General features: G+C 32.4%; 14 protein-coding genes. 2 read left to right on the forward strand and 12 right to left on the reverse strand.

Annotation, left to right across the window (positions count from 1 at the left end):
- Window positions 1–25 precede the first annotated feature (25 nt).
- From RBH29_RS04110 to RBH29_RS04130, 5 genes are all read right to left on the reverse strand, one after another.
- The gene (locus tag RBH29_RS04110) at window positions 26–655 is read right to left on the reverse strand and encodes a hypothetical protein (RefSeq protein WP_306695369.1); all 630 of its coding nucleotides are present in this window, start codon (window positions 653–655) and stop codon (window positions 26–28) included.
- Window positions 656–741: 86 nt separating this feature from the next.
- Entirely contained in the window at window positions 742–2,328 is a 1,587-nt protein-coding gene (locus RBH29_RS04115) for an O-antigen ligase family protein (RefSeq protein ID WP_306695372.1), read from the reverse strand.
- Between the two features lie 5 nt (window positions 2,329–2,333).
- Window positions 2,334–2,831, reverse strand: a complete 498-nt coding sequence (locus tag RBH29_RS04120; protein ID WP_306695377.1) for a DUF4330 domain-containing protein — start codon at window positions 2,829–2,831, stop codon at window positions 2,334–2,336.
- A gap of 15 nt (window positions 2,832–2,846) precedes the next feature.
- Entirely contained in the window at window positions 2,847–3,947 is a 1,101-nt protein-coding gene (locus tag RBH29_RS04125; RefSeq protein WP_306695380.1) for a glycosyltransferase, read from the reverse strand.
- 128 nt (window positions 3,948–4,075) lie between these two features.
- Entirely contained in the window at window positions 4,076–4,612 is a 537-nt protein-coding gene (locus tag RBH29_RS04130) for an acyltransferase (protein ID WP_306695382.1), read from the reverse strand.
- Between the two features lie 369 nt (window positions 4,613–4,981).
- Here RBH29_RS04130 and RBH29_RS04135 point away from each other — a divergent pair, with 369 nt between their 5' ends.
- Entirely contained in the window at window positions 4,982–5,905 is a 924-nt protein-coding gene (locus tag RBH29_RS04135) for a class I SAM-dependent methyltransferase (protein WP_306695383.1), read from the forward strand.
- 37 nt (window positions 5,906–5,942) lie between these two features.
- On the opposite strand, the gene murJ is transcribed toward RBH29_RS04135, so the two are convergent.
- Window positions 5,943–7,469 carry a murein biosynthesis integral membrane protein MurJ gene (murJ, locus tag RBH29_RS04140; RefSeq protein ID WP_306695384.1) on the reverse strand — a complete coding sequence of 509 codons (1,527 nt, stop codon included), beginning with the start codon at window positions 7,467–7,469 and terminating at the stop codon, window positions 5,943–5,945.
- A 28-nt stretch (window positions 7,470–7,497) separates the two neighbouring features.
- Window positions 7,498–8,388, reverse strand: coding sequence for a decaprenyl-phosphate phosphoribosyltransferase (locus tag RBH29_RS04145; RefSeq protein ID WP_306695385.1), 891 nt, complete (start codon window positions 8,386–8,388; stop codon window positions 7,498–7,500).
- 106 nt (window positions 8,389–8,494) lie between these two features.
- On the opposite strand from RBH29_RS04145, the gene pdxR reads away from it, so the two are divergent.
- Window positions 8,495–9,967 carry a MocR-like pyridoxine biosynthesis transcription factor PdxR gene (pdxR, locus tag RBH29_RS04150; protein WP_306695386.1) on the forward strand — a complete coding sequence of 491 codons (1,473 nt, stop codon included), beginning with the start codon at window positions 8,495–8,497 and terminating at the stop codon, window positions 9,965–9,967.
- A gap of 164 nt (window positions 9,968–10,131) precedes the next feature.
- Here pdxR and RBH29_RS04155 read toward each other — a convergent pair whose 3' ends face one another.
- From RBH29_RS04155 to RBH29_RS04175, 5 genes are all read right to left on the reverse strand, one after another.
- Window positions 10,132–11,139: a nucleoid-associated protein gene (locus RBH29_RS04155; protein ID WP_306695387.1), complete on the reverse strand. Its 1,008-nt coding sequence runs from the start codon at window positions 11,137–11,139 to the stop codon at window positions 10,132–10,134.
- Between the two features lie 21 nt (window positions 11,140–11,160).
- Window positions 11,161–11,709 carry a DJ-1 family glyoxalase III gene (locus RBH29_RS04160; protein WP_306695389.1) on the reverse strand — a complete coding sequence of 183 codons (549 nt, stop codon included), beginning with the start codon at window positions 11,707–11,709 and terminating at the stop codon, window positions 11,161–11,163.
- A gap of 116 nt (window positions 11,710–11,825) precedes the next feature.
- Window positions 11,826–12,155: a hypothetical protein gene (locus RBH29_RS04165; protein ID WP_306695390.1), complete on the reverse strand. Its 330-nt coding sequence runs from the start codon at window positions 12,153–12,155 to the stop codon at window positions 11,826–11,828.
- 219 nt (window positions 12,156–12,374) lie between these two features.
- Entirely contained in the window at window positions 12,375–13,748 is a 1,374-nt protein-coding gene (locus RBH29_RS04170) for a dockerin type I domain-containing protein (RefSeq protein WP_306695392.1), read from the reverse strand.
- Between the two features lie 98 nt (window positions 13,749–13,846).
- Complete coding sequence (locus RBH29_RS04175) at window positions 13,847–23,755, reverse strand: fibronectin type III domain-containing protein (RefSeq protein ID WP_306695393.1); 9,909 nt, start codon at window positions 23,753–23,755, stop codon at window positions 13,847–13,849.
- Between the last annotated feature and the right edge of the window lie 126 nt (window positions 23,756–23,881).

The following is a 23,881-nucleotide window of genomic DNA, read 5'->3' on the forward strand; positions in this document are numbered from 1 at the left end:
TTCCCTCCATTAAACACTTTAAAATTTATTTTTCAAAATATTCTTTATCTAGTTTTTCAAGTTCTTCTTTTCCGATTAAATCATGAAAATATGTATAAATATCTGTATCATCTTCTGATAATTCCCCTTTTTCATCAATATAACTCTCTAAACTTTTTCTGGCTTGGTCAATTAGATTTTCTAATTCTTTTAGCCTTTTTTGATTTTTTCGCATTTTAAAATATACAGTATTTACTGTGCTTTCTAAAAGCTCTAAGTTTTTATCTTTTATTTTATCAGGAATGATTTCAATTTCTTTTCCAATTTCCTCAAACCTTTGATTTATTTTTTTTATACTTTTTTCACAACTTTCCATTTCAATTCTTGAATTCTCATTGTTTTCTTCAAATACCTTTGGAGTAAGTTCTATTATTTTATTAAGACATTTCTTTTTTTGATTACTAATCTCTTTAAACTCAGAATTAAGCCTTGCTTCTTCTTTCAATAAATTGATAAGTTCTTTTTCAATTCTAATTATCTTATCTGTTTTTTTTATATTTTTAAAAAGAGAATTCCAGCGTTCATCCAATATAAGTATTGAAATATTATTTTTTTTCAACACCTTTCTGTCAAATTTATTTTTTAAGTTTTTACTTCTTTTTAAAATATTAAACATACAAAATAACCTCTCATTTTGCAAAACATTTCTTATATTAATATCGGCTAATTTGCATGTTTTTGTTAAAGGTATTGTAAAAATTCTTAACTTTCTGAAAGTTTACGATTTTTATTAAATACAATAGATATTCCAGAAAGAAGAATACCTATGATTAACCAAAAAATCACCATAACCCTTGGATAATACCATATATACTCTACAATACCAATGGTCAATACCCCTGCTAAAGATGACACACCAGCAATCAAAATATTTTTCATCTCTCTTGTTGAATCTGCCATACAGATAATAGAGTTTTTGATTGTTCTATAAGTAAACCACATAAAACTTAGTATTGCGACTATACCCATTTCAATCCATATTTGAAGATACAGTACATGAGTATGAACTGGTGTACCTTTAGTATATTGATAATAGTTATTTACCACTCTCATAAATGCATCTGTTCCAAGCCCTGAGCCTAAAACAGCATGATCTTTTAACATTGGATAAATAGTCTGTAAAATTTCCACTCTGTACTGGGTGGAAGTATCACCTTCAGTATTAAAAATAGTAAGTAGCCTATAATACATGTGAGCTGGCAAAAAAGGTATCATTATAATCCCACCTACTATTATAAAAGGAATAAGTCTTTTTTGTGCAAAAAACACAAACACCATAATTGCAACTGCCAGCCCTATCCATCCAGACCTAGAGCCAGTGTAAAACAAAGCCAATAAAGGTGGAAGTGCCATTATTAAATAAAGTGATTTTTTCAAAAAAGATTTGGAATTCATTATTATAGATGCAAAAAATGGAAGAAACATTATAAGTATCTGTGCATAGTTGTTTGGGTTTCCCATCGAAGAATATATTCTTCCTGGAAGCCCTTCACTTTGCTCTATATCCGTCAAGGAAGGGTCAAATGCTACAGCATCAGTTGCCACTTGCCATATCCCATATATGCCTGTTATAACTACTCCAATTAAAATTATTTCAATAAATGTTTTTAATGATTTTTCGGTTTTAAGAAAACTCACCATTGCCATTACAAGTATAAAACATGTAATATAAAAGGCTAAAAAATTTATACTTTCTGAAAAAGTGGCTATAACTGAAACGGCAACCGTAATCATAAAAATTATCAAAGTAAAATCCATAGCTTTTACATTAAACTTCCAATTTCTCTGTATAACAGTATTGATAAAAACCAACCCTGTAAGAGCAAAGGCTATGATTAAATTATACCTGTTATTCCACCTATCATTAGGAACAACCAAAAGCAATACCATTAATAGCCCTGCTATTATTTCCATCCTAGATAAAACATTTCTTATAAGACATATAATTTTGCTTTCTAAAAAAACTTCCTCAAATATTAAATATGCTTTTTTAAAAAGTCTAGATGGAAAATTCACAATTCCATTTAATGCGACAAAAAATAAACTTTCTTCGTACCACTTAGACAAACTTCCCTTTTTAAAGAAAAACCCCAATATGGCACTATTGTGAAAAAGCTCTGCAAGTCTTTTTATAGAACGTCCAGCAATACTATTTTCATAAAATACATTTAACTTTTTAAATATATTTATAATAAAATCAATAACTTTTTTAAAAAAACTGTTTTCATAAGAAGAGTCTATCCTGCTAGTTATGAAAAGTACAGCTTTTATAAACACACTATCATACATAAGGATCACTCCTTCTTATCTATACTGTAAATTCTGCCTGTAACAATAGCGTCCCCAAACCTTAAATGAAGAGTTCTTCCTACAGAATATTCATAACCACCTATAGTAACTGTACCGGTATCATTCATTATACCTGTTCCCTCAACTGTAAAATAGTAAGACAGATAATCCGGTGTAGAAGATCGTACCACCTGACCGTCGGCTGTCTCAACATATGTTACAGAATCATCTGTTTCTATATCTGTGATGGTCCCAAAAGTAGTTGCTCTGTCAAAATCCCTTGCTAAGTCACCTATTTTTACTGAATTAACTGCATAATCAGGTGCTTCTGCACCATAAAACTCAAACACTACCGTATCAGGTGTTCTTCCAATTCCAGTACCACCAGAAGACCTAAAAAACGTATGCCACACACCTGCCAAACCTGCTATTACAACAGCTAAAATCAAAATATCAATTATACTTATCTTTCCAAACAACTTTCCTTTACTATCAATAATCATATCTTCACGCCCCTGTCAATTTTTTAAGCTTTCCCTGTATAAATTATATGTTTCCTTTGCCACCTTATCAAGATTAAATTTTTCTTTTACAGCTTTTAATGCATTTCTTCCAAACTCATCTCTTAGTTTTTCATCTTCCATAAGCTTATTTATAGCCTTTGCCAATCCCTTATCATCATTATAGTCCACAAGCATACCACAGTTGGTTTTTTCATTTATTATATCACCATTTCCCGCCATATCAGTAGCAATGACAGGAAGCGCACATGCCAGCACTTCTATTATTGCAAAGCTTAAAGCCTCGTGTTCTGATGAATTTATGTATAAATCGCTGCCATAAATAAGATTTTTCATATCCTTTCTAAAACCTGTAAATATAATATCATTTCCAAGTCCTAAATCTTCCACCTGCTTTTTGCATTCTTCCAGTAAGGGACCATCATTTGAAAGAATACATTTAAACTTTTTTCGAGATATTTTTTTAAGCTGATGCACTGCATTTATCAAAAACTTATGACCCTTATCGTGTGCAAATCTTGAACCACACAAAAACACAAAGGTATTATCACCTATTCCAAACTCTTTTCTTATGGTTGATTCAACTGGTTTACTCCAGTTTTCCAAGTCTACTCCATTAAATATTACATGAATTTTCTTGCCACTAATGCCATTTGAAATCATAACATCTTTTCCCTTATTACAAACAGCTATAATATTTGACTCTAAGCTTGTAACCATCCTATTTGTAATTTTTAAAACAGGACCATTTTCCATAACAAAATGATTGGTATACATTACTTTCACCTTTTTATTTAAAATACGAGATAAAAGGGCTATATAATTTTCTCTTAAAAACTGAGTATGAACAAGGTCTATATCAAGTCTTTTACAAAGCTTTGAAAGCTCTCTTACCGCCTTTATATCAAAGGGATTTTTCATCTCTATTCTAAATGTCTCAACTCCTAGTGCTTTTAATCTTTCAACTAAAAGCCCATTTTCATTGTATGCAAAATATGCTTTTATCTTTTTATTATTAAGCTTCTCAATAAGCGTTTGGACATATCTTTCTGTTCCTGCCTTACCTGCATGGTTTAATAGATATAAAACTTTTATCACTTTTACACCTCCCTGACATTTTTTATCTTATTCTAAGACTCCACCTGAAGCCTCGATGTTTAGCTTTAGCTAAACGAGTTCACTATATATTTTGATATTTGCATTATGCAACATTATCTATGTTTAACCTAGCCTTTATCCTTATTTCTATATTTAATAATTCTAGCAGGATTCCCCCCTACCACTGCATACTCAGGAACATCTTTAGTAACTACCGCCCCTGCCCCTATAATAGCACCTTTTCCTATTGTCACTCCAGGTAGAATAATTGCCCTTGCAGCAATCCATACATCATCTCCAATTACAACAGGCCTTTTAGGATCTGTTTGAAGCATCATGGGTATGTCTAGTCTATCATTTTTGTGGTTTTGAGTAAATATCATAACATCTGGACCCATCATTACATAACTTCCTATTTTCAATGGTCCGGTAATTCTACAGTTAACACCTAAACCTGAATTGTCTCCAACTTCTATATCTCTTCCTGATGCAAAAAAAGCCCCATGTTCTATATTAATATTTCTACCTGCCCTTTTAAATATTCTTTTACATACAAAACGCCTGATTCTTTTAGATCCAAAACTATACGGCATGTCAGAGCCTGGAAGATGTCTTGCTATAAAATAATATGAAATTAGACATAAATAGTAGCTTATTTTTTTCATACACTCCTCCTAAAATTAAGCTTTGCTTTTAATTTATCCAAAACATCCTTGAACTTAGTCATTCTTTTTTAACTTTACAATTAATCTCAACACTTTATTATAATGATTTTCTTTTTCATGTCGCTATTATCCCACAAATTCATTTTAAATTCCATATATCTTTATGAATTTGTTTATTAACTGATTTGTTTTGCACTTATTATTGCTTTTTTAAAATATTTTCAAGCTATTATTAACGCTTTTTAAGTTAATTGCAAAACAGCGAAATTTTAACATAATTTACAACAGTAAATTTGTTAATAATTATATATTATGATAAACTAAAAAGCGTGTTTCTTTATATATACTATGAAAAAGGAGATCTAAATTATGGAGACCCAAATTATAGAAACAGCAAAATCAGTAAAATGCCCTATTTGTAATGGAACTACAAATAAGTTTATTGGATTACCAGCCATTCCTCAAAAATTCATTAATTATATAAGGAAAGAATATAAATCATTTTACTGTAAAAATTGTAATTACTACTTTGTTTCACCTAGTATCGATTTAACAGAAAATGAATGGAGCAATATGTATGCGGAAGGCTACTTTTGTGGATTTATGACAAAATGGTGGAAAAACAAAAGATTTAAAGAGAGAAATAGAGTTATAAAACTATTTAAAAGTTTCTCTCTAATTAATGGAACAAAGTTTCTTGAAATAGGTTGCGGAGAAGGCTATATGTTAATCGACTCAAATAAGACAGGGTGGAATGTCTATGGAATTGATGTTTCTGATAACAGAATAAATGAGGCAAGAAACAATAGAATTAATTTTGAAGTCGGCAATTTGTTAGAAAAAAATTATGAAAGTGAATCTTTTGACTTTGTTTACATGGATTCAGTTCTAGAACATGTTCCAGACCCTGTAAAATATATGGATGAAATCAAAAGAATTTTAAAAAAGGATGGCTTGTTATATTTAGCAGTACCTAATGAAAATGCTTTGATCTTAAAATTTAGAACATTAGTATTTAAGTTGATAGGTAAAAAGACCGACTCTGCTAGTTTTAAGCCCTTTAAACACCCCTATCATATTAATGGCTTTACTAAAAAATCCTTACTTGAAATATTAAAAAATAATAAATTCAGTGTACTTAAATATCGAAACTATGCAGGTTGGTACGAATTTTTAAAATATGAATTTTTGTCTAAGGGATTTATAAAAAACGCTCTGCTGTTACCTGTTCATATTTTAGCTATACCTTTGCGAATGCAGTTTTATCAAGATGTAATATGTATAAAAAAGTGATTTATCTAATTCAAATACCACTTATAAAATGGGCTGGTTATTTTCTTCTTATTTTATTTAATACCTCCACAGCTTCTTCAACTTTAAAAATATACGTTAAACCAAAGTAGATTAAAGCTCCTATCAGTGAAGGAATAAGTAGTTTTATCAGCCTGTCTGTCAGTAAAACTCCAAAAGTATAACTGCTCATAAAATATGTAATAATTACGACAAATATTGCCATAATTAAGCTGGAGAAAACTATTTTTAATACTGACTTCATAAGATTTGCAGCACCTAGAGCCCCTATTTTTTTTCTTAATAAAAGCAAAATAACAAATGCCCCTGAGAGGGTTGAAACTGCATTTCCTACAGGTATTCCATACTCATATATAAAGTTAATTAATATAAGCGTTAGAACTATATTTATAACCATAACTACTACACCTATTATAGCAGGTTTTTTTGTATCTTTTAATGAATAAAACGCTCTGTCAACAACTTCTTTGATTCCAACTCCTGTTATACCCATTGCATATAATGCTAATATACTGCTTGCCAGTGTTTCATCCTCCTTAGTTATCCTTCCCCAACCTACAAGAAGACTAATTAATTCTTCTCGTAATAAAATAAATCCTATTGTTGCAGGTATTAGAAAATAGACAATCGATGAAAGAACTTTAATCAAAGTATTTTTAAACTCAGTCATATCTCCCCTTGAAGCAATTTTAGAAAACTTGGGGAAGACAACTGCTGTTACAGAATATATAAAAGCAAGAACAGCATTTAAAACTAAATTCTGCACAAGACCAAAAATCATAACCGTATCTTCAAAATTAGCAGTTACAGTTAGGTCAAAAAACATATTAAACTGGTATGCTGACGTACCTATCATTATTGGTATCATAAGCTTTACAGCTTTTCTTACATCTTCATTTTTATAATCAAAAGAAGGTTTAAATCTATATTCTGTTTTAAATGTTGGTGGTATAAGTACCAGTGCCTGAGTAGAAAGTGCTAGAAATGTTGCAATCAAAAGCCCCGTTACACCAAATTTATCCCCCAACAAAAGCACATACCCTATCATTATTAAGCTGCTTGGAACGCTCACAAAAGCAGGCATATTGAATTTACCTGACGATTGCAAAATTCCCTGTAATATATAGTTCAATCCATAAAAAATCATAACCGGAAACAGTATTCTAAGTGATAAAACTGCAAAACCATATCCCTCAGTCCTAAATTCAGTCATAAGAGGGAAAACAGGGGCTAAAAGCATTCCTAAAATAGACAACACTAATGTAACCATTACTGTAAGACTAATAGCATTGTTGGCAAATTTATAAGCCCTGTCTTTGTTTCCTGTCTCTAGGTGCCCTGAAAATATAGGTATAACTACAGTTGCTAATGCAGTTCCAAATATAATAAATACAATATTCGGAAATTTTAATGCATATGTAAAGACATTCATTTCAAGGGTATTACCAAAATAAGTTGAGTATACTATTACACTTATCATTGATAAAAACCTTGAAAGAACCATTATTATCATCACTATGCCAACAGTTTTGGCTGTATTTTTCATAGGTAAAAAATCTCCCTTAAAGCTGTTTTTAAATATAAAGTATCAATACACTAGCAACCACCCATAAAAATATATTTACTATCAGGGGAACATCAGATAATACTGTCTCTTCTGGACTTCCCCCTTCTTTTTTTTGATATATTATATATTGGTATCTAAAAATCCCATATAAAACAAATGGTATTGTTGCCATCATATAATAGTTATCTGCGTTTGATGAAAAGGTATACAGTGAATACGCCATTACAGTAGATGCAGTTACTATAGATAGCATATTGTCTATAAACTCTAGGGAATACTCTTCAAGTATCTTCCTGTGGGTGCCCGCATCTTCCTGTAAAATCATAAGTTCATTTCTTCTTTTACTAAATCCTAAAAACAGAGATAATAAAAGCGTACACAAAAGTATCCAAGGTGAAATGTCAACCTTTATTACTAAAGCTCCTCCTATTACCCTTAGTAAAAAACCTAAAGCTATTGACATTACATCTAATATAACCATGTGCTTTGCAATTAATGAATACAATAAGTTATTTAAAAAATACGCAAGCACTACTATTCCTAAGAATAAATCCACCATAAAAGAAGCCACTAAAGAAAAAGGCAATAGTATAACAAGAAAAGCAATGGCTTCTTTTTGACTTATCAAACCTGAGGCAACAGGCCTTGTCTTCTTTTTAGGATGGAATCTGTCTTTATTTACATCTACAACATCATTTAAAATGTACACACATGCAGAAATCAGACAAAAAAACAAAAATGCCAAAGCTGCTTTTTGCAAGTAATCCCATTCAAAAACATGTCCTGAAAAAATTAGTGCTGCAAAGACAAACAGATTTTTTATCCACTGCTTTGGTCTTGCCAGCTTAACAAACCCTCTAAGCTTAGCAAAAACCCCTGAGTTTTCAAACTTACTCATTTCTCCACTCCTTTAACCTCTTTTCAATGATTAATTATATCACTTGGTTTTTACTATTTCCAGTCTAAAAAAAATGCATCTACCTAAACTGTATGCTATAATTGATATGGTGATAAAAATGCTTGAATTATTTAAATCAATTAAACTAAATAAAGTTTCTAACATCCCTTTATACATGCAGCTATTTAATACTATCAGCAGTATGATAGAAGAAGGCACTCTTTTATCTCAAACAAAACTTCCTTCAGTAAGACAGATGTCATCTCTTTTAAAAGTAAACGCTGTAACAGTTGTAAACTGCTATAAACAACTTGAATTAAAGGGTTATGTATATACAAAAAAGGCAAGTGGCACTTATGTATCTGCTGTCTTTCCCCCTGTTAATAAAAAAAATTACCTAGATAAGAATGTTATTCTAGATGAAATTTATCCTGGTGATGATATCTCAGTATTAAATAATGGAAAAATAAAGTTTGATGAAAATACAATTAACTTTGCCAGTGCCACACCGTCTTCAAATCTGTTTCCAGTAGAGCATTTCAAGCTGGTTTTAAATGAGGTATTAGACCGTGATATGGGAAATGCCTTTAATTATCAGGAGAGCCAAGGATATCACCCTCTTCGCTCTTCCATAAAGAATTTATCTAAAACGTATAATGTTAATTGTTCTGAAGATAACATAATAATTATTTCAGGTACTCAACAGGGAATTGATATTATTTCCAAAACTCTTTTAAAAGACGGCGACTATGTTATTACAGAAAGCCCTACATATAGGGGAGCAATTGCCGTATTTAAATCAAGAGGTGCTAAAATAGCTGATGTAGATTTAGAAGAAGATGGTCTAAACCTTAATTTACTTGAATATCATTTAAAAAAGTATCGTCCAAAACTTATTTATACTATACCAGCATTTCAAAATCCAACAGGTATATCTTACTCAAAAAACAAAAGAAAAGAGTTGGTGATGCTGGCCGAAAAATACGATACCTACATAATTGAAGACGGTTATGTAAGTGAGTTAGACTTTGAAAACAAAAATTTTAAGCCTATAATATTTTATGATAAATCTGAACGAGTTATTTATCTAAAAAGTTTTTCTAAAATATTTATGCCTGGTCTAAGATTTGGATTTATGATAGTACCTCCTCATTTAAAAAAACACATTTTAGGTGCAAAACATGCAACAGACATTTCAACTTCAGGACTTATACAAAGAACCTTTGACCTTTATATAAGAAAAGGATTGTGGAACAAACACTTTTATTCTATGTATGAAACATATAAAAATCGCTACATACGTCTGGTTAACTCTTTAGACAAAAACAATCCAGGAAACTTAAAATATAAAAATCCTGGCGGCGGCCTTAATATATGGATTAGCCTTCCCTATGGTTTTATGGTAAACAGCCTTTTAGAATACACAGCTTCAAAAAACATAGTCTTCTCTCCAGGGAGAATTTTTTACAGTAACACTCCTACCACACTAAATAACATTCGCTTAAGCTTTGCAGCTGTTTCAGAAGATAAAATAGAAGCTGGGGTAGAAAAGCTCTGTAAATTAATATCTGAATACTAATTAAGCTCTAACATTATAAAAGTTAAGTGAACTTTTCTAGCTAAAGCTAAACTCGGTAGACTTTTTTGATGCCTGAAAGCAATACACTTTCTTAGGCATTAAAAAAAGCTCCACCTTCTATAGGCAGAGTCTTTAAATAGGATAAATACTTTGAGAATGCCAAGTTACCTATTGGTGATTTTTTCCACGTTTTTAATCAAAATAGATACTGTTCCATCAGGATTATTAATAAATTCAATCTTATCGTCTCTATTAGCAAACTCTAGAGGAAAATTCACTTCAATACCTGAATCTGTCTTTATTTTTTGGACACTGAATTTTTTCTCAGCTAACTTTTCAGGCACCACTATTTCTTTTTCTTTCAAGCCTGATTTTGATATTTCCTCTACATATTCATTTTTAATCTCCACATCTTGATCATAAACTTTTTGTGCAATATCTTCAATATCTATCGATTCATTTTCTTCTAGGCTCTCAGATACTGCTTTTTTTATTTGTATACCCTTTTCAAAATCTTCATCAAAATATTTTTTATTTATATCCTTAGATACTTTGTCTAATATTTTAAGTTTTGAATTTGTAGACAATTCACTTGTACATTTAAGATAATACTGGCTAAGATAGAATTCTTTCTCACCATTTATCTCATATTTTTTCTCAAGCACTTTCAAAGAATAATCACAAAGGTCTATTAGGGCACATTCTTCAACCCTCTGGTTTTCCAGTGGCAATAGCGTCTTGTGGCTTATTATTGTGTTTACATTGCCATCTTCTGAATTATCTACCCAGTGTGTAAATGCTGATTTATAATTGAGCTTTAAAATTCCTAAATGCTCTTTTCCATCCACTTCAAAAATACAACAAATCATATCCGCCGATGGAATGTCAATATTTTTTTTCATGATTGCAAATAAATTATTTGCCATATTAGACGTCATTGAAAGAAAGTTATCCTCATTAAGGCTTTCCGCCATTATATACATTGGATTTTCATCTTCAATAAACTTTGCTTTCTTTGTATTTGGGTTGTCCATAACCTTGTATATATGCTTTGATATATAATCTGACAACTCCTCTGTTATCTCAAGTTCACCCTTTGATATAACAGGCATAGCTGCTCCAGAATCTAAAACATGCAAAACAGCTCTTTTTACAATAATTTCATCACTCATTATTTTCATCCTCACAAAAAATCAATTTATGCAAATCATAGCTTTTCTTAATTTATCCGAAAGCTCTTTTCCTTTTAAAATCTCTACCAGCTTTAACGAAAATTCTAAAGCAGTACCTGGCCCTTTAGATGTAATAAAATTACCATCAACAACAACTCTATCTTCTTTTATTTTTGCCCCATCAAGGTAGGATTCAAAGCTCGGGTAACACGTAGCTTCTTTTCCTGATAGCAATCCCAACTTACCTAAAACCATTGGTGCTGCACAAATAGCAGCAATGTATTTATCTCCTTTAGCATGGCTCTTTAACACATCTGCCAGCTTACTACTTTCTGCAAGATTCTTGGTTCCCGGCATACCACCTGGTAATATAAGTATTTGAGCATCCTCAAATGCGTTTTCATCAAATAAAATATCCGCCTTTAAAATAACATCTCTAGAACCCTTTACTTCCAAACTTTCTGACATGGATACCGTCTTAATATCAATTTCTGCTCTTCTTAGAGTATCAATCACCGTTACTGCTTCAATTTCTTCAAATCCTTCTGCTAAAAAAATATATGCATTCATACAAAAGCCTCCTTTGTCGGTAATGTTATATAACTACATACCATTATAGTTGCAAAAAAATATAAATTCAAATACGCCATGCATCCTAATATCCCTATTTTTATATATGCAAAATATTAAAAATGTCTAAAAACATCATCGCCAGCCTCTTTTCCACAATAAATACACACACTCTTATCAGCTTGAAGAGGGTTTCCACAATTTTTACATGCTTTAGCAGCCTTAGAATATATACTTCCTTCAAGGCTGTCATCAACTAAATCATTTTTTATCTTTTCTTTTAATTTTTCATCTGACAACTTCAACTCATCTCTCACAATTAACCATAAGCCTTCTGTTATCATTGAAAGTTTATCAATTCTCTTTTTAAGTTTATCTATTTCAGTTTTATTAGCAGTAGCAAAAGAATGGTCTCCAATGGTGCTTGTTTTCTTATTATATTTCATTTTAGTCATGCCCCCTATTTAAAAACTTGATTTTTAATTATTATTATAACCATATATTATCTGATTTTCAATACAAAAAGCCTATACATTCAAAATTAAATTTACCTCTAATTTACTACTGTATGTTTCAATGGTTGAGTCTATAGATTTTTAATTCTTCTTTATTTAAAAGTACATGGAAGAGCAAAATGCTCTCCCACGTACTTTATATAATATACTCTATTCTACTGGAAACTTATCAATCTTTTCTAAAACATATCTCTGCAACAGTGTATAATCTGTTGAATCAATATCCCCATCTCCATTTAAATCCGCTAAAACTTCACCATTTTCAACTGGAAATTCTGTAATAATTTTAAGTATATGCCTTTTTAGTAAAACTAAATCACTTGAATCTATGACTCCATCTCCATTTAAATCACCGTATAGAATATCTCCTATCTCTTCTTGAACTGTTATTGTTACTATATCTGATGATTCTATCCATCCATCACTTACAGTAAGTTTACATTCCCATGTTCCAATTGGTAAAATCACAGTTGGATTTACTCCTTCAATTTCACCAAATGGGCCATTCCATTTATAGCTTACAATATTTCTTCCATCTGGATTTATACTAGGTCTTTCAAAACCTTTAAGATTAGCATCTGGATCAAATGATAGCGATCCATCCAATTCTATTTCTGCCCCTTCTTGTAAGTTAGCTTCAACCACTTTATCACTTCCTGCATCAGCAACTGGAGCTCTGTTAGGTATTCCTACGGAGAAGAAACAAAAGTGTTCTATTACTCCTTTAATATAACATATATTTGATTCATCTACGTTAACAACATCATCTTTTGTTATGTCAGTAATATTTCCATCTTTAATTTGATATAATCTTAAATCTTCTTGGAATTCTTCAAACCCTTCTATATCAAAATATATTTTCACCTCTGCCTCACCTTCAAATTCCGCTGTAGTAACAATATCATAATGACCAGGAATAAGGTTCACATCAAAATATGTTTCTTCTGGTAAATTATCATAAACGCTTATTGATGTTTCTCCTGCTTCTATAACATTCTCAAATGTTACAGAAATATTATTTTCAAATAACACTTCAACATTTTCCCCCGGTAGAGTATTCACATCACCCTTTACAGTAATTGTGATTTCTTCACTTGCTACGTAAGTTCCGTCTGTCACTTCAAATTGTATGTTTTCATATATACCTGACTGTGTAGATTCAGGAACCCAGGCAAAGGTATTTGTAAGGTTGTTAAATTCTGAGCCTTCCGGTAAATTGTGCACGGAATATTCTAACTCAGTCTCTTCTTCTGTAGATGCAGTTACTGTAAACTCAAGTAATTGACCTGCTTCAACTGTCTTATCACCTATTGAATCAAGCATTAAAGCTGCACTGCTTTGTACACTCAATATGTTCCCTCCAGCATCATATGTATAAGTTACCCTTTGTCCCGAATCATACATCACTTCCACAAGCCTATTTAAATCATCATATTTATATTGTATAGCATATGCCGAAAGTGATACACAAATTACAATTAATAATACTATTGTAGTTTGTACAAATAATTTAACTGTTTTCATACAATAATCCCCTTTCAAATTTTATTCTAAAATACACTTTTTAGCTAAAACCTCTAAACTCTAACCCATAACTAAATATTTTTATTTGACTACTTGAGTTAATTGCCTAATAATCTTTCCAATTGCTTTTCACTGGTATAATTTTTTATAGAGTCACTTCCTATCATCTCTTTCACAAGATCTTTAAAGCAATCATCACTAAATTGGTTATAACTTATTTCTTTACCCTGAATTCCTTTTGCTAAAACTTTAGAAAAGTTTTTTAAGCTTGTTTTGGCAAAAGCCGCAGTAAAATTGTCATCTCCAATAAAATAGTCTCCAATCGCTGCACCAGTTGACTCAAAAGCGTAGTCAGCAAAACTCCCTCTGATTCTTAATGAATTTAGACTAATTTCCTCATCTTCATAAACATTATCTAAAACATCACCAATATACTTCTTTCCTGCTTTTTTCAATGTCTTGCCACCAAGATTTTTCACAACTCCTCCTCCATAATTCATAACCCTTGATGAAACGTTTCTAGAGAAATTTACTGCACTTCGACTACTTTGAGCTATTGCACTTGCACCTCTTGATACTCTGTTTCCAATTTTTGTTGCTGTAAAGGCTGATCTTTTTGCACTTACGGCATTAGACATTGCTCTTCCTGTTGCTCTTCCATAATTAACCAACCTGCTTCCTTGTGCCACAATATTGCTGCTAATCTTTGATGCCTTAAATGCTTTGCTTCCCCATTTAACTCCTTTGGCTATTCCCGAACCTACAAATGGAATTATACTTATACCTGATAGCATGGCCATCTTATAGTTTCCTTCTGCAAGATACCAAGCCGTATTTATAGCATCTGCCACTATTCCAATCCCAGGTACAAAACCTATTACACTAAGTATTGTGTGCCCAACCGCTGAAGGACTTAATTCAGGACATAATCCAAATGGATCTACTAAGGATATTGGGCTTCCGTTAGCATAAGCATATCTATTCAAACTTCTTCCATCCATTATATTACCCTGAAGTACGTCCTGATTTATAAAACGCTTAATTTCAGGATTATAATACCTAGCTCTCATGTAATACAGACCATTATCATCAGTCATAACACCGTCTCTTCCATTAAAAAGAAATGGTGTGTCTGTATCTCCTTCTCTTCTTATCAATTCTCCATATGGAGCATATTCATATGTATCTGTTACAACACCATCGCTATCTGTTATTGCCGTTGTACTACCCCTGCTGTCATAATGATATGCCCTATATGTTCCATTATCTTCTTCGTGTCCAATAAGTCCAAGACCATATATGAAGAAGGTTTCATTTCCTTCACTATCCTTGCTTATTAATAATTGACTTAAAACTGCGTGAGGATTATTAACATATTCAGTTCTTAATCCATTTTCTATTACTGCTGTTCTGTTGTTTTCAGCATCATATTCATACTCTGTATCTCCTGCTGTTATAAGTCTATTTCTCGAATCATAAGTAAAATCAACCATTTCTCCATTTAAAGGACCATATGTCATATTTCCATCTTCATCATATTTTATTTCATTACCATTATAGGTAATAAGCCTATTCCCTTTATCATAGGTCATTGTTGCATTATTTATAACAGGAGCTCCTGGCTCATTTGATGATTCTTCAACAGTTACATTACCAACTTCATCATAAGTATAGTCATATTGATTTATTATATTCCCATGTTTGTCAACATCTTTTTGCTGAACTATTTGACCAGCTTTATTATAGGTTATGGTAAACACTGTATCATTAGGTCTTATAGTTTTTACGAGTCTTCCATTATTGTCATATTCATAATTTGTAACTCTATCTTCCCAGTCAATTACTTTTAATAGTCTGCCTGTTTCATCATATTCGTACCTTACTATTCTGCCTCCAGGATATGTAAGTGCAACAAGATTTCCAACGCTGTCATAAGAATACTCAATGCTGTTACCATTGAAATCTTTATACTTCGTTACCCTATTAAGAGCATCGTATTCCCTTTGAATAGTTCCATTTTCATCAGTAACTTCTAAAATATTGTCATTTTTATCATATACATACTCAACTGTTCCATCTTCATCAGTAAAACTCACAAGTCTGTCAGCATCATCATACTTATATGTAGTTTCCTGTTCTCTCCCATTTTTCATGCTTGTAAGAAGATTTAATGAATTGTATCCATAATTCATTGTGCTTCCTATTGCTGTTGTCTCAGTTATAAGCCTTCCCAAAACATCATACTCGAAAGTTTGAACATTTTCATTTGGATCAGTTAGTGTAGTTAGATTATCCATATAATCAAATGTTTGCTTGCTTTCTCCTCCTAAAGGATCAATTACTGACACAATCCTATTCATTTCATCATAAGAATAATGAGTCTTACGGTTTAATTCATCAATTACTTCAACAAGTCGTCCTAAACTATCGTAATTATTAACCACTTTTTTACCCAATGCATCTTCAAAAGCAATAAGATTATTCATTTCATCATAGGTTGCATTTAGCACCTCAACACCATATGCGTCTTTTGTTTTAATCATATTACCCAGTTCGTCATATTCCATTTCAACTGAATAACCTCGAGCATCAGTTAATTTGGCCAAATCACCTGCAAGATTATATTCCATCTTTGTTGAATTGCCTTTTGCATCGATTACTTCAACAAGTCTATCCTCTTTATCATATACATATTCCGTGTTATTTCCCAATGCATCAGTTACTTTAATAAGGTTGCTGTTTTCATCATATTCATATTCTGTAACATTTCCATTGGCATCTTCTTCAGTTAACATATTTCCTAAAACATCATATGTATAATTTGTAGTACTACCTAATGGATCTGTTTCACTTAAAACATTCCCATATAAATCATAACTAAAGGTTGTGATTCTGCCCTTAGCATTTTCTATACCATTTACTCTCCATGCAGAATCATAATAGTAGGTAGTTGTGTTACCCATAGCATCAGTAATGGTTTTAAGCTTCCCATTTTTATAATATGTATATGTAGTTGTACCATAATCTTCAACTGTCTCAGATAAAAGTCTTCCTGCTCTATCATATGTAAATTCTGTTATGTTTCCCTGTGCATCTGTAACACTCAAAGCTCTACCTGCTTTGTCGTAAACTGTCTCACTTGTATATCCCATACTGTCTGTAGTTTTAATAAGTCTATCTTCTGCATCATATTCAAAGGTTGTTATATTTCCCTTTGTATCTATTTCTTCAATAAGTTTATCATTTTCATTGTATTTAAAATATGCTGTATTACCTTTTGGATCAGTAGATGAAATTACATTTCCACGACTATCATAAGTATACGATGTCTTATTACCCCCAGCATCATATTCTGATATTACATTGTCTAAAGCATCAAATTCAGTCAATAATGTACTACCTTCTCCATTTGTAGCACTTGTGAGGCGTCCTGACTCATCATAGCTATAAGTGGTAATGTTTCCTTTAAAATCCGTTTCAGTTTTCATTTTTCCATTTTCATATGTATAGAAAGCAGTTCCTACTCCCTCTACAGTATGTGAAGTGATTTGGGCATTTTCGTTATATGAATATTTATTAACCAATCCTGTACACGTCTCTGAAGAAACTAACAAATTGTTTTCATCATATTCAAATACCGTATTTTCAGAGTTTGCGTTTTCTACTGAAACCATATTGTTATTTTCATCGTATGTCATAACTGTCTGTGTATCCTCTGCATCTGAAACAGTCAAGACATTTCCTCTATCGTCATATGTATAAACAGTTGCATTTCCCTCTCCGTCAATAACACTTGCTCTGTTTCCATGTTCATCATAGGTATAATATGTTTCAAACCCCATTTCATCTTCAATTCTAATCAGCTGTCCAAATCTATTACTTACATACTCTCTTTTATTGCCATTTCTATCTGTTACAGTTGTTAGCGATCTCCAATACTCACTTTCATCATCATACTCAAAATATGTAAGGTTATCTCCTTCAACTCCATCATTTTGAACAAGCACCCTTCCTTCTTCATCATATTCATTCTCAAAATATAAAATTTCATCACCATTTGTACCTGTTAGAATACGACCTATTTCATCATATGTATAAGTTGAAACATAACCTTCTGCGTCTATAATTTTAGTTAAGCAATTGTTTTCATTGTATTTAAGCTGGGCTTTTCTACCAGATAAATCAGAAACACTCTCAACTAATCCTTTAGAATTATACTTTATAGTTAGGCTTTGACCAGATGTAAACTCTTCTACAGTAAAGCTGTCATCTGTTCTTGACAATGTAATATATCTTCCGTTATTATCTTCAAGCTTTGTTAGAACTCCATTTTCATCAAAATAGTATTTATTCATGGTTTTACACAAAAGCTCGTATGTTCCATCATCGTTCCTAGTTAAAACATAACCTTCCATCCCATGTACTAAAGGATAATAATCTTGAGCTTTAAATTCGTATTCATCGGAAACTTGGATTACACCATTGCCCAAATATGCACCTGTTACTTCTCTATTTATAAACTGCTCAGGATAAAACTTAACTGAACTCGAAGGTGACCAATGAACCCAAATAGAACCATCACTTTCTTCTTCAATACTTATCTCATAATTATGAGCCCATCCTTTTCCAAAATCCCCCTCTTCTAAGTGAAGTGAATTATAGTCAATATCAAGGGAAATATCAGTTGATCCCAGTACACTTAATATTTCTTTGTCAGTAACAAAGGCTCCCGATGTTGTATCTACAGGATCTCCCCATAGAGAAGATTGATCAATAATATTTTGTTTGTATTTTGTTATGTGGCTGGGTATTCTGTGTATATTTACCGAAACTTCTGTATTACTCCCTTGGCTTGTTGTTGAAAATGCCTCTATCAACCTATAATATACTTCATTTGGATCCCCTGCAGCACTAAATATTGTAACATATGTTCCTATGATACTTTCACCTGGATAAAGGACATCAGTATTAATAGAATCTCCTTTTTGCATATACGGAAGATTTTTTTGTGCCTCCTCTGAGTTAACATCAAAAGTCATTCCATACTCTGAAGAACCGCCACTATATGAATAGGCATTAATTTCTTCCAATTCATCAACATTATTTACATCTGAATCATCAGTTTCTTCTTCCTCTTCAGACTCCATTAATTCTCCATCTTCATTATAAACTTCTCCATTTTCAATTATATATTTTTCACCATCAATGATAATTACATGTACAGGATCTGGTTCAATATATGAACCAAAAGTTGTACTCAAATTATAAATAGGAAAATTTGATGTATTTGTTACTTCAAAATGTGCAAAATACTCTTTTCCTATATGTGCAGCATTTTGAGCATATACATCTATTCTAAGTGCATCGCCTCCCCAAACTCTAAAGGGTTCCTCTGTTTCAAACTGTGCACTAACTGGTGATTCAAAAGGCATTAATGTTCCATTAAAACTAGCTTTAAGATCGTAATAACCTTTTTCATCTCCTCTTATTATCCATTTTATTTCTTCTGTTTCCTGTCCGCGTAATTCTTCTATTTTTATAGTAGGTTTTTGTGCTTCTTTTGTAGGTGCTAATGATACTCCCTCTGGTAAATCAAGTGTTGCTTCAGCATCCACTATTACAAACTGTGGGTCAGCTTGATTATAAAGCGTAAGCCCCACTTCAAAAAACTCTTTAAGCCAACTTACTCTCTGAGGTATTGTTAAAAATGCCAGTGTTGGAGGTACTTCGGGATGTTCATTAGGTATTGCTTTAACATCCACTGTCCCACCGGTATCACCAGAGCTCCCGCTAGGTCTAGAGCCTCCACCTCCACCACCTATACTTATGCGTCTAGGGCCTCCTACAATATTACCATGTCCATTTACATAAAGATTGTCTACTGGCAATGGAGTCTGTTCAAATACCAGTTCAACATTAAATCTATACACAAATTGATTTTCTGGAGCTGTTACATCAATACCTGCTGCAACAATCTCTTCTAAATTCATTCTTCTTACTGTAAGTTCTCCAACTACAAGTTCTCCTTTAGGAAGTCTTATTGTTTCTTCTGTTGTCTGAAACTGCATTACAGGAACGTTTACTTCCTTAGGTAAGTAGTCAGTCTTATACGCCGATATATTATAATTACCTGCCATGGCAACTATATTAACTTTTCCATTTTCATCAGCTACGTAAAACTTAGGAGTATCATCTGGAAAATCAACATATACCTCTGCATTTGGTACAGGAGTACCTGTACCTTCGTCTAAAACAGTAAGTTCAACTGTTCCAACTTGATTATATGGATATACCACTACTCTTATTGTATCTGTGGCTTCATTACCAGCAGGGTCTTTTACAGTTAAGGTTACTTCGTAATCACCTGGCTCTGAATATGTGTGTACAGGCTTGGCCATTGAAGCTACTGTTCCATCTCCGAAATCCCACTCATAGCTCTCTATCATATGATTATCTGTTGAACTTGTTCCATCAAACACCACTCCATATCCTGCTATAGCTGTTCTATCATTGCCCGCCTTAGCTATAGGAGGAATTGTATCTGTATCTAAAGGCATTTCATGTACTATATCGCTCATATTTTTATTTCCATATATATCTACCACTTCGACTTTGTAATAATATGCATTATTAGGATTTAAAGGCTCATCAATGTATTTTGTATCTTGGGTGCTTTTTATAAGACTATAACCATCTTCAAGGTCATCGCTTCTGTACAGTCTATACCCCGCTATATCTTCAGCTTCGTCTAAACTCCATTCAATCTCAATTTTCCATCCTTTTGCTACAGCTTCTAATTGAGGCTTTGGTGGAGTATCAAGCTTAAGCTCATATGATACAAAATAAGGTTCACTTACATTAAACGATGTGTCTATAGCTGTAACTCTTATATCATATATTCCGCTGGATAACTCATCTGTATTCCAATTCAGCTTAAATACTTCACTATATGAGCTACAGATTTTACCCCCTATCCTTATCCATTCGCCATCTTCATTCTGATACTCTGCATATATTTCACGCAATTTATAGTTATCACTTGCCAAAATGCTTATTGAAGGATTTGCTGCTAACTCTAAACCATCTTCAGGATAAACACTTACTATCTCGGGTTTTTCAGTATCAGGAGTCAATTCTGTCTCTACAGCTTCTGACTTTTCACTTTCATTACCTGCACTATCTACTGCAGTCACTTTGTAAAAATATTTTCCACCAAATGATACATTTCTATCAACAAACCCCAAGCTTGTTAAGTTATTTTCTTTTAACAAATATTGTCCATCTTTTATTGTACTTCTATATACATTGTAGTATTTTAAGTTAGTTTCACTGCCTTTACTCCACTCTAACCTTATATTTCCTTCAGTATTTGTAACTTCAATATCTTCAGGCACTGCTGGTGCAGTACGATCAACAATATGTTCTGCATACGGATAATTTGACTCTGTATCACTTATATTACCAGCAGAATCAACTGCTACAGCTCTTATATAATAAAGACCTTCATCAAACTCGGAAACATCAAAGTCTATATTTGCACTTGCATTATCTCTAGGATTAGATATATTAACTGTTGAAATATCATTCCAAATGTCTAAATCTGTAGACCACTGAAAAGTTATCGATTCAACAGCTACATTGTCCATAGCAGAAGCACCAAGAGGAATATTATATGCAAAATATCCTGGTTCTGGTTTTAATGAAGTAATATAAGGATTTATTGTATCAGGATCTGTCTTTACTTCTACTTCATCTGAAGCTTCTCCTTTGTTACCATATATGTCATACGCAGTCACTCTAAACCAATAATTAGAATTAGGTTTTACATTATTCACCTGCATACCCAGTTTATCATTTATAACACCAATATTAGAATACTGACCATCTAATGCATCTTTTTTCTCTACAACAAAATATGAAAAGTCTTCTTCTGGTACATCATCCCATCTCAATACAATATCCGTTATATATGGCTCAGCTCTCAAATTCTCAACCTTTGATGGTCCGGTAGTATTAATTATATACGCTCTGAATTCAGGATCGCTTATATTTCCCGATGTATCCGCAACTATTGCCTTCACTGTAACTTCACCTTCTAGATTTGAAGTATCCCAGTTAAATGTTGCACTGCTTCTTGTATTGATTTTATCAATCTCAATCCAATCCTCTTCATCATTTTCTCTATATTTCAGCGTTATATTAGATACTGCAACATTGTCCTGAGCCCTTACAGTAACTGTTGCATTCTCTCCAAATGTCATTTCATTTAAAGGCTCCATTCCAATAATTTCAGGTGGTGTTGTATCTTCAAAAGCTGTTGTCTCCTTGAATTTGCTTTTTTCACCTTCCTGATTATAACTATCCACTGCTGATACTTTATAATAATAAGTTTTGCCTGGTTCCACATTTGTATCAACATATGATACATTAGATCTTTCAGATACTTGAGCTATTCTTTCAAATGTTTCTTCACTATTTTCAGCTCTGTATATTCTATAATGTGTAACATCTCCTTCAAGTGACTGAGACCATACAAGTGTAATTCTTGCCTCTCCTGGTATAATCTCAATTATTTCAGGTGCTTTTGGTGCTGTTCTATTCACATTATATGTAGTTTCAAAAGAATCTTTTTCATTGGATGAATCATAAACTGTAAATCTAACATGATATATTCCACTTTCAATATCAGTTAAATCCCAATTAAACCTATATCCATATTCATTTGAATTAGAGCTGCTTCCACTCGTATTTGATATTTCGCTCCAAACTTCCCCATCTTGTGAATATTCAAATACAGCCCTTGAGCCCTCAAAATTATTGTTGTTTGAAAAATACACCCACATGGTACTGTTTCCTTCACCACCAATGGTAGATTGTGCCAAAGGTGTGATTCTAGTTATATTAGGTCTAACTGTTCTATCACTTGTAGTATTACTTTTTTGCGACACATTTCCAGCTTCATCAAAAGCTTTAACATGATAGTTATATGTCTGGTCTATTTCAAGATTTTCATCGATATATATAGTATCAGTTGATATTCCAACCTTTTCTCCATCTCTATAAATTTCATATCCAGCTACTCCAACATTATCAGTTGATTCTGACCACGCTAAAGTTATAGACGTTCCTGATTTTGATGAAATTCTAAGATTTGTTGGAACTGTTGGAGACTCTTCATCAATAAGAGTAGTTATATCAATAACTTCACTTTCTAAAGAAAAGTTGCCTGCTTCATCGTATGCTGCTACTGTATAAGTATATGTTGTATCAGGAATTAATTCATTATCAGTAAATGTTGTTTCACTTGTTTCTCCTGCTTTATTCCCATCACGATATATTTTATAACCTGCTACTTCTATATTGTCTGTTGAAGGCTCCCAGCTAAATGTTATTGTTGCTGCAGTTTTTGAAACCTCTGTTAGTCCTGTAGGTACTGTTGGAGGCTCTACGTCTAAAAGTGTACTTATAACCAAAGCCCTGCTGTAACTGGAAAAATTGCCTGCAGCATCTTTTGCCCTGACAGTATACCTATATGAAATACCTGGGCTTACTCCCTCATCACTATAAAAGGTGTCCACAGTAGAATCTAAATATTCCCCGTCTCTATAAATTTCATATCCTGTTACTCCTACATTGTCACTTGATGCATTCCACTCAATACTTATTGATACATCTGTTCTTGATGTAACATTAAGTCCTGTTGGTTCTGTTGGAGGTTCTGTATCCCATTCAGTAGTGACAACTACTGAATCACTTTCATCAGAAACATTGCTATATACATCATACGCCTTCACTGTATATGTATAAGTTGTTTCAGGTAATAACCTTGAATCTGTGAATGATGTAGATGATGTATCTCCAACCACTTCACCATCTCTTAATATGTAGTAACCAGACACTCTGGTATTGTCTGTGGATTCAGTCCAATCTAGTGTGACAGTTGAGTATGTTTTTGAAGTCACTTCTAAATCAGTTGGTATTGTAGGAGGCTCATTGTCCTCTTCCACTTCGGTCAATTCACTCCATACTGTTGTCTCATTTGTGAAGTTGTATTCTTCTAGAGGTTTTGTAATACCAAGTATGTTGAATTTAGAAGTGTTTGGTGTGGCAAAATCTATTGTCTGTTTCTCTTT

It is taken from the genome of Herbivorax alkaliphila (genome assembly GCF_030848475.1).
GTDB lineage: Bacteria > Bacillota > Clostridia > Acetivibrionales > Acetivibrionaceae > Herbivorax.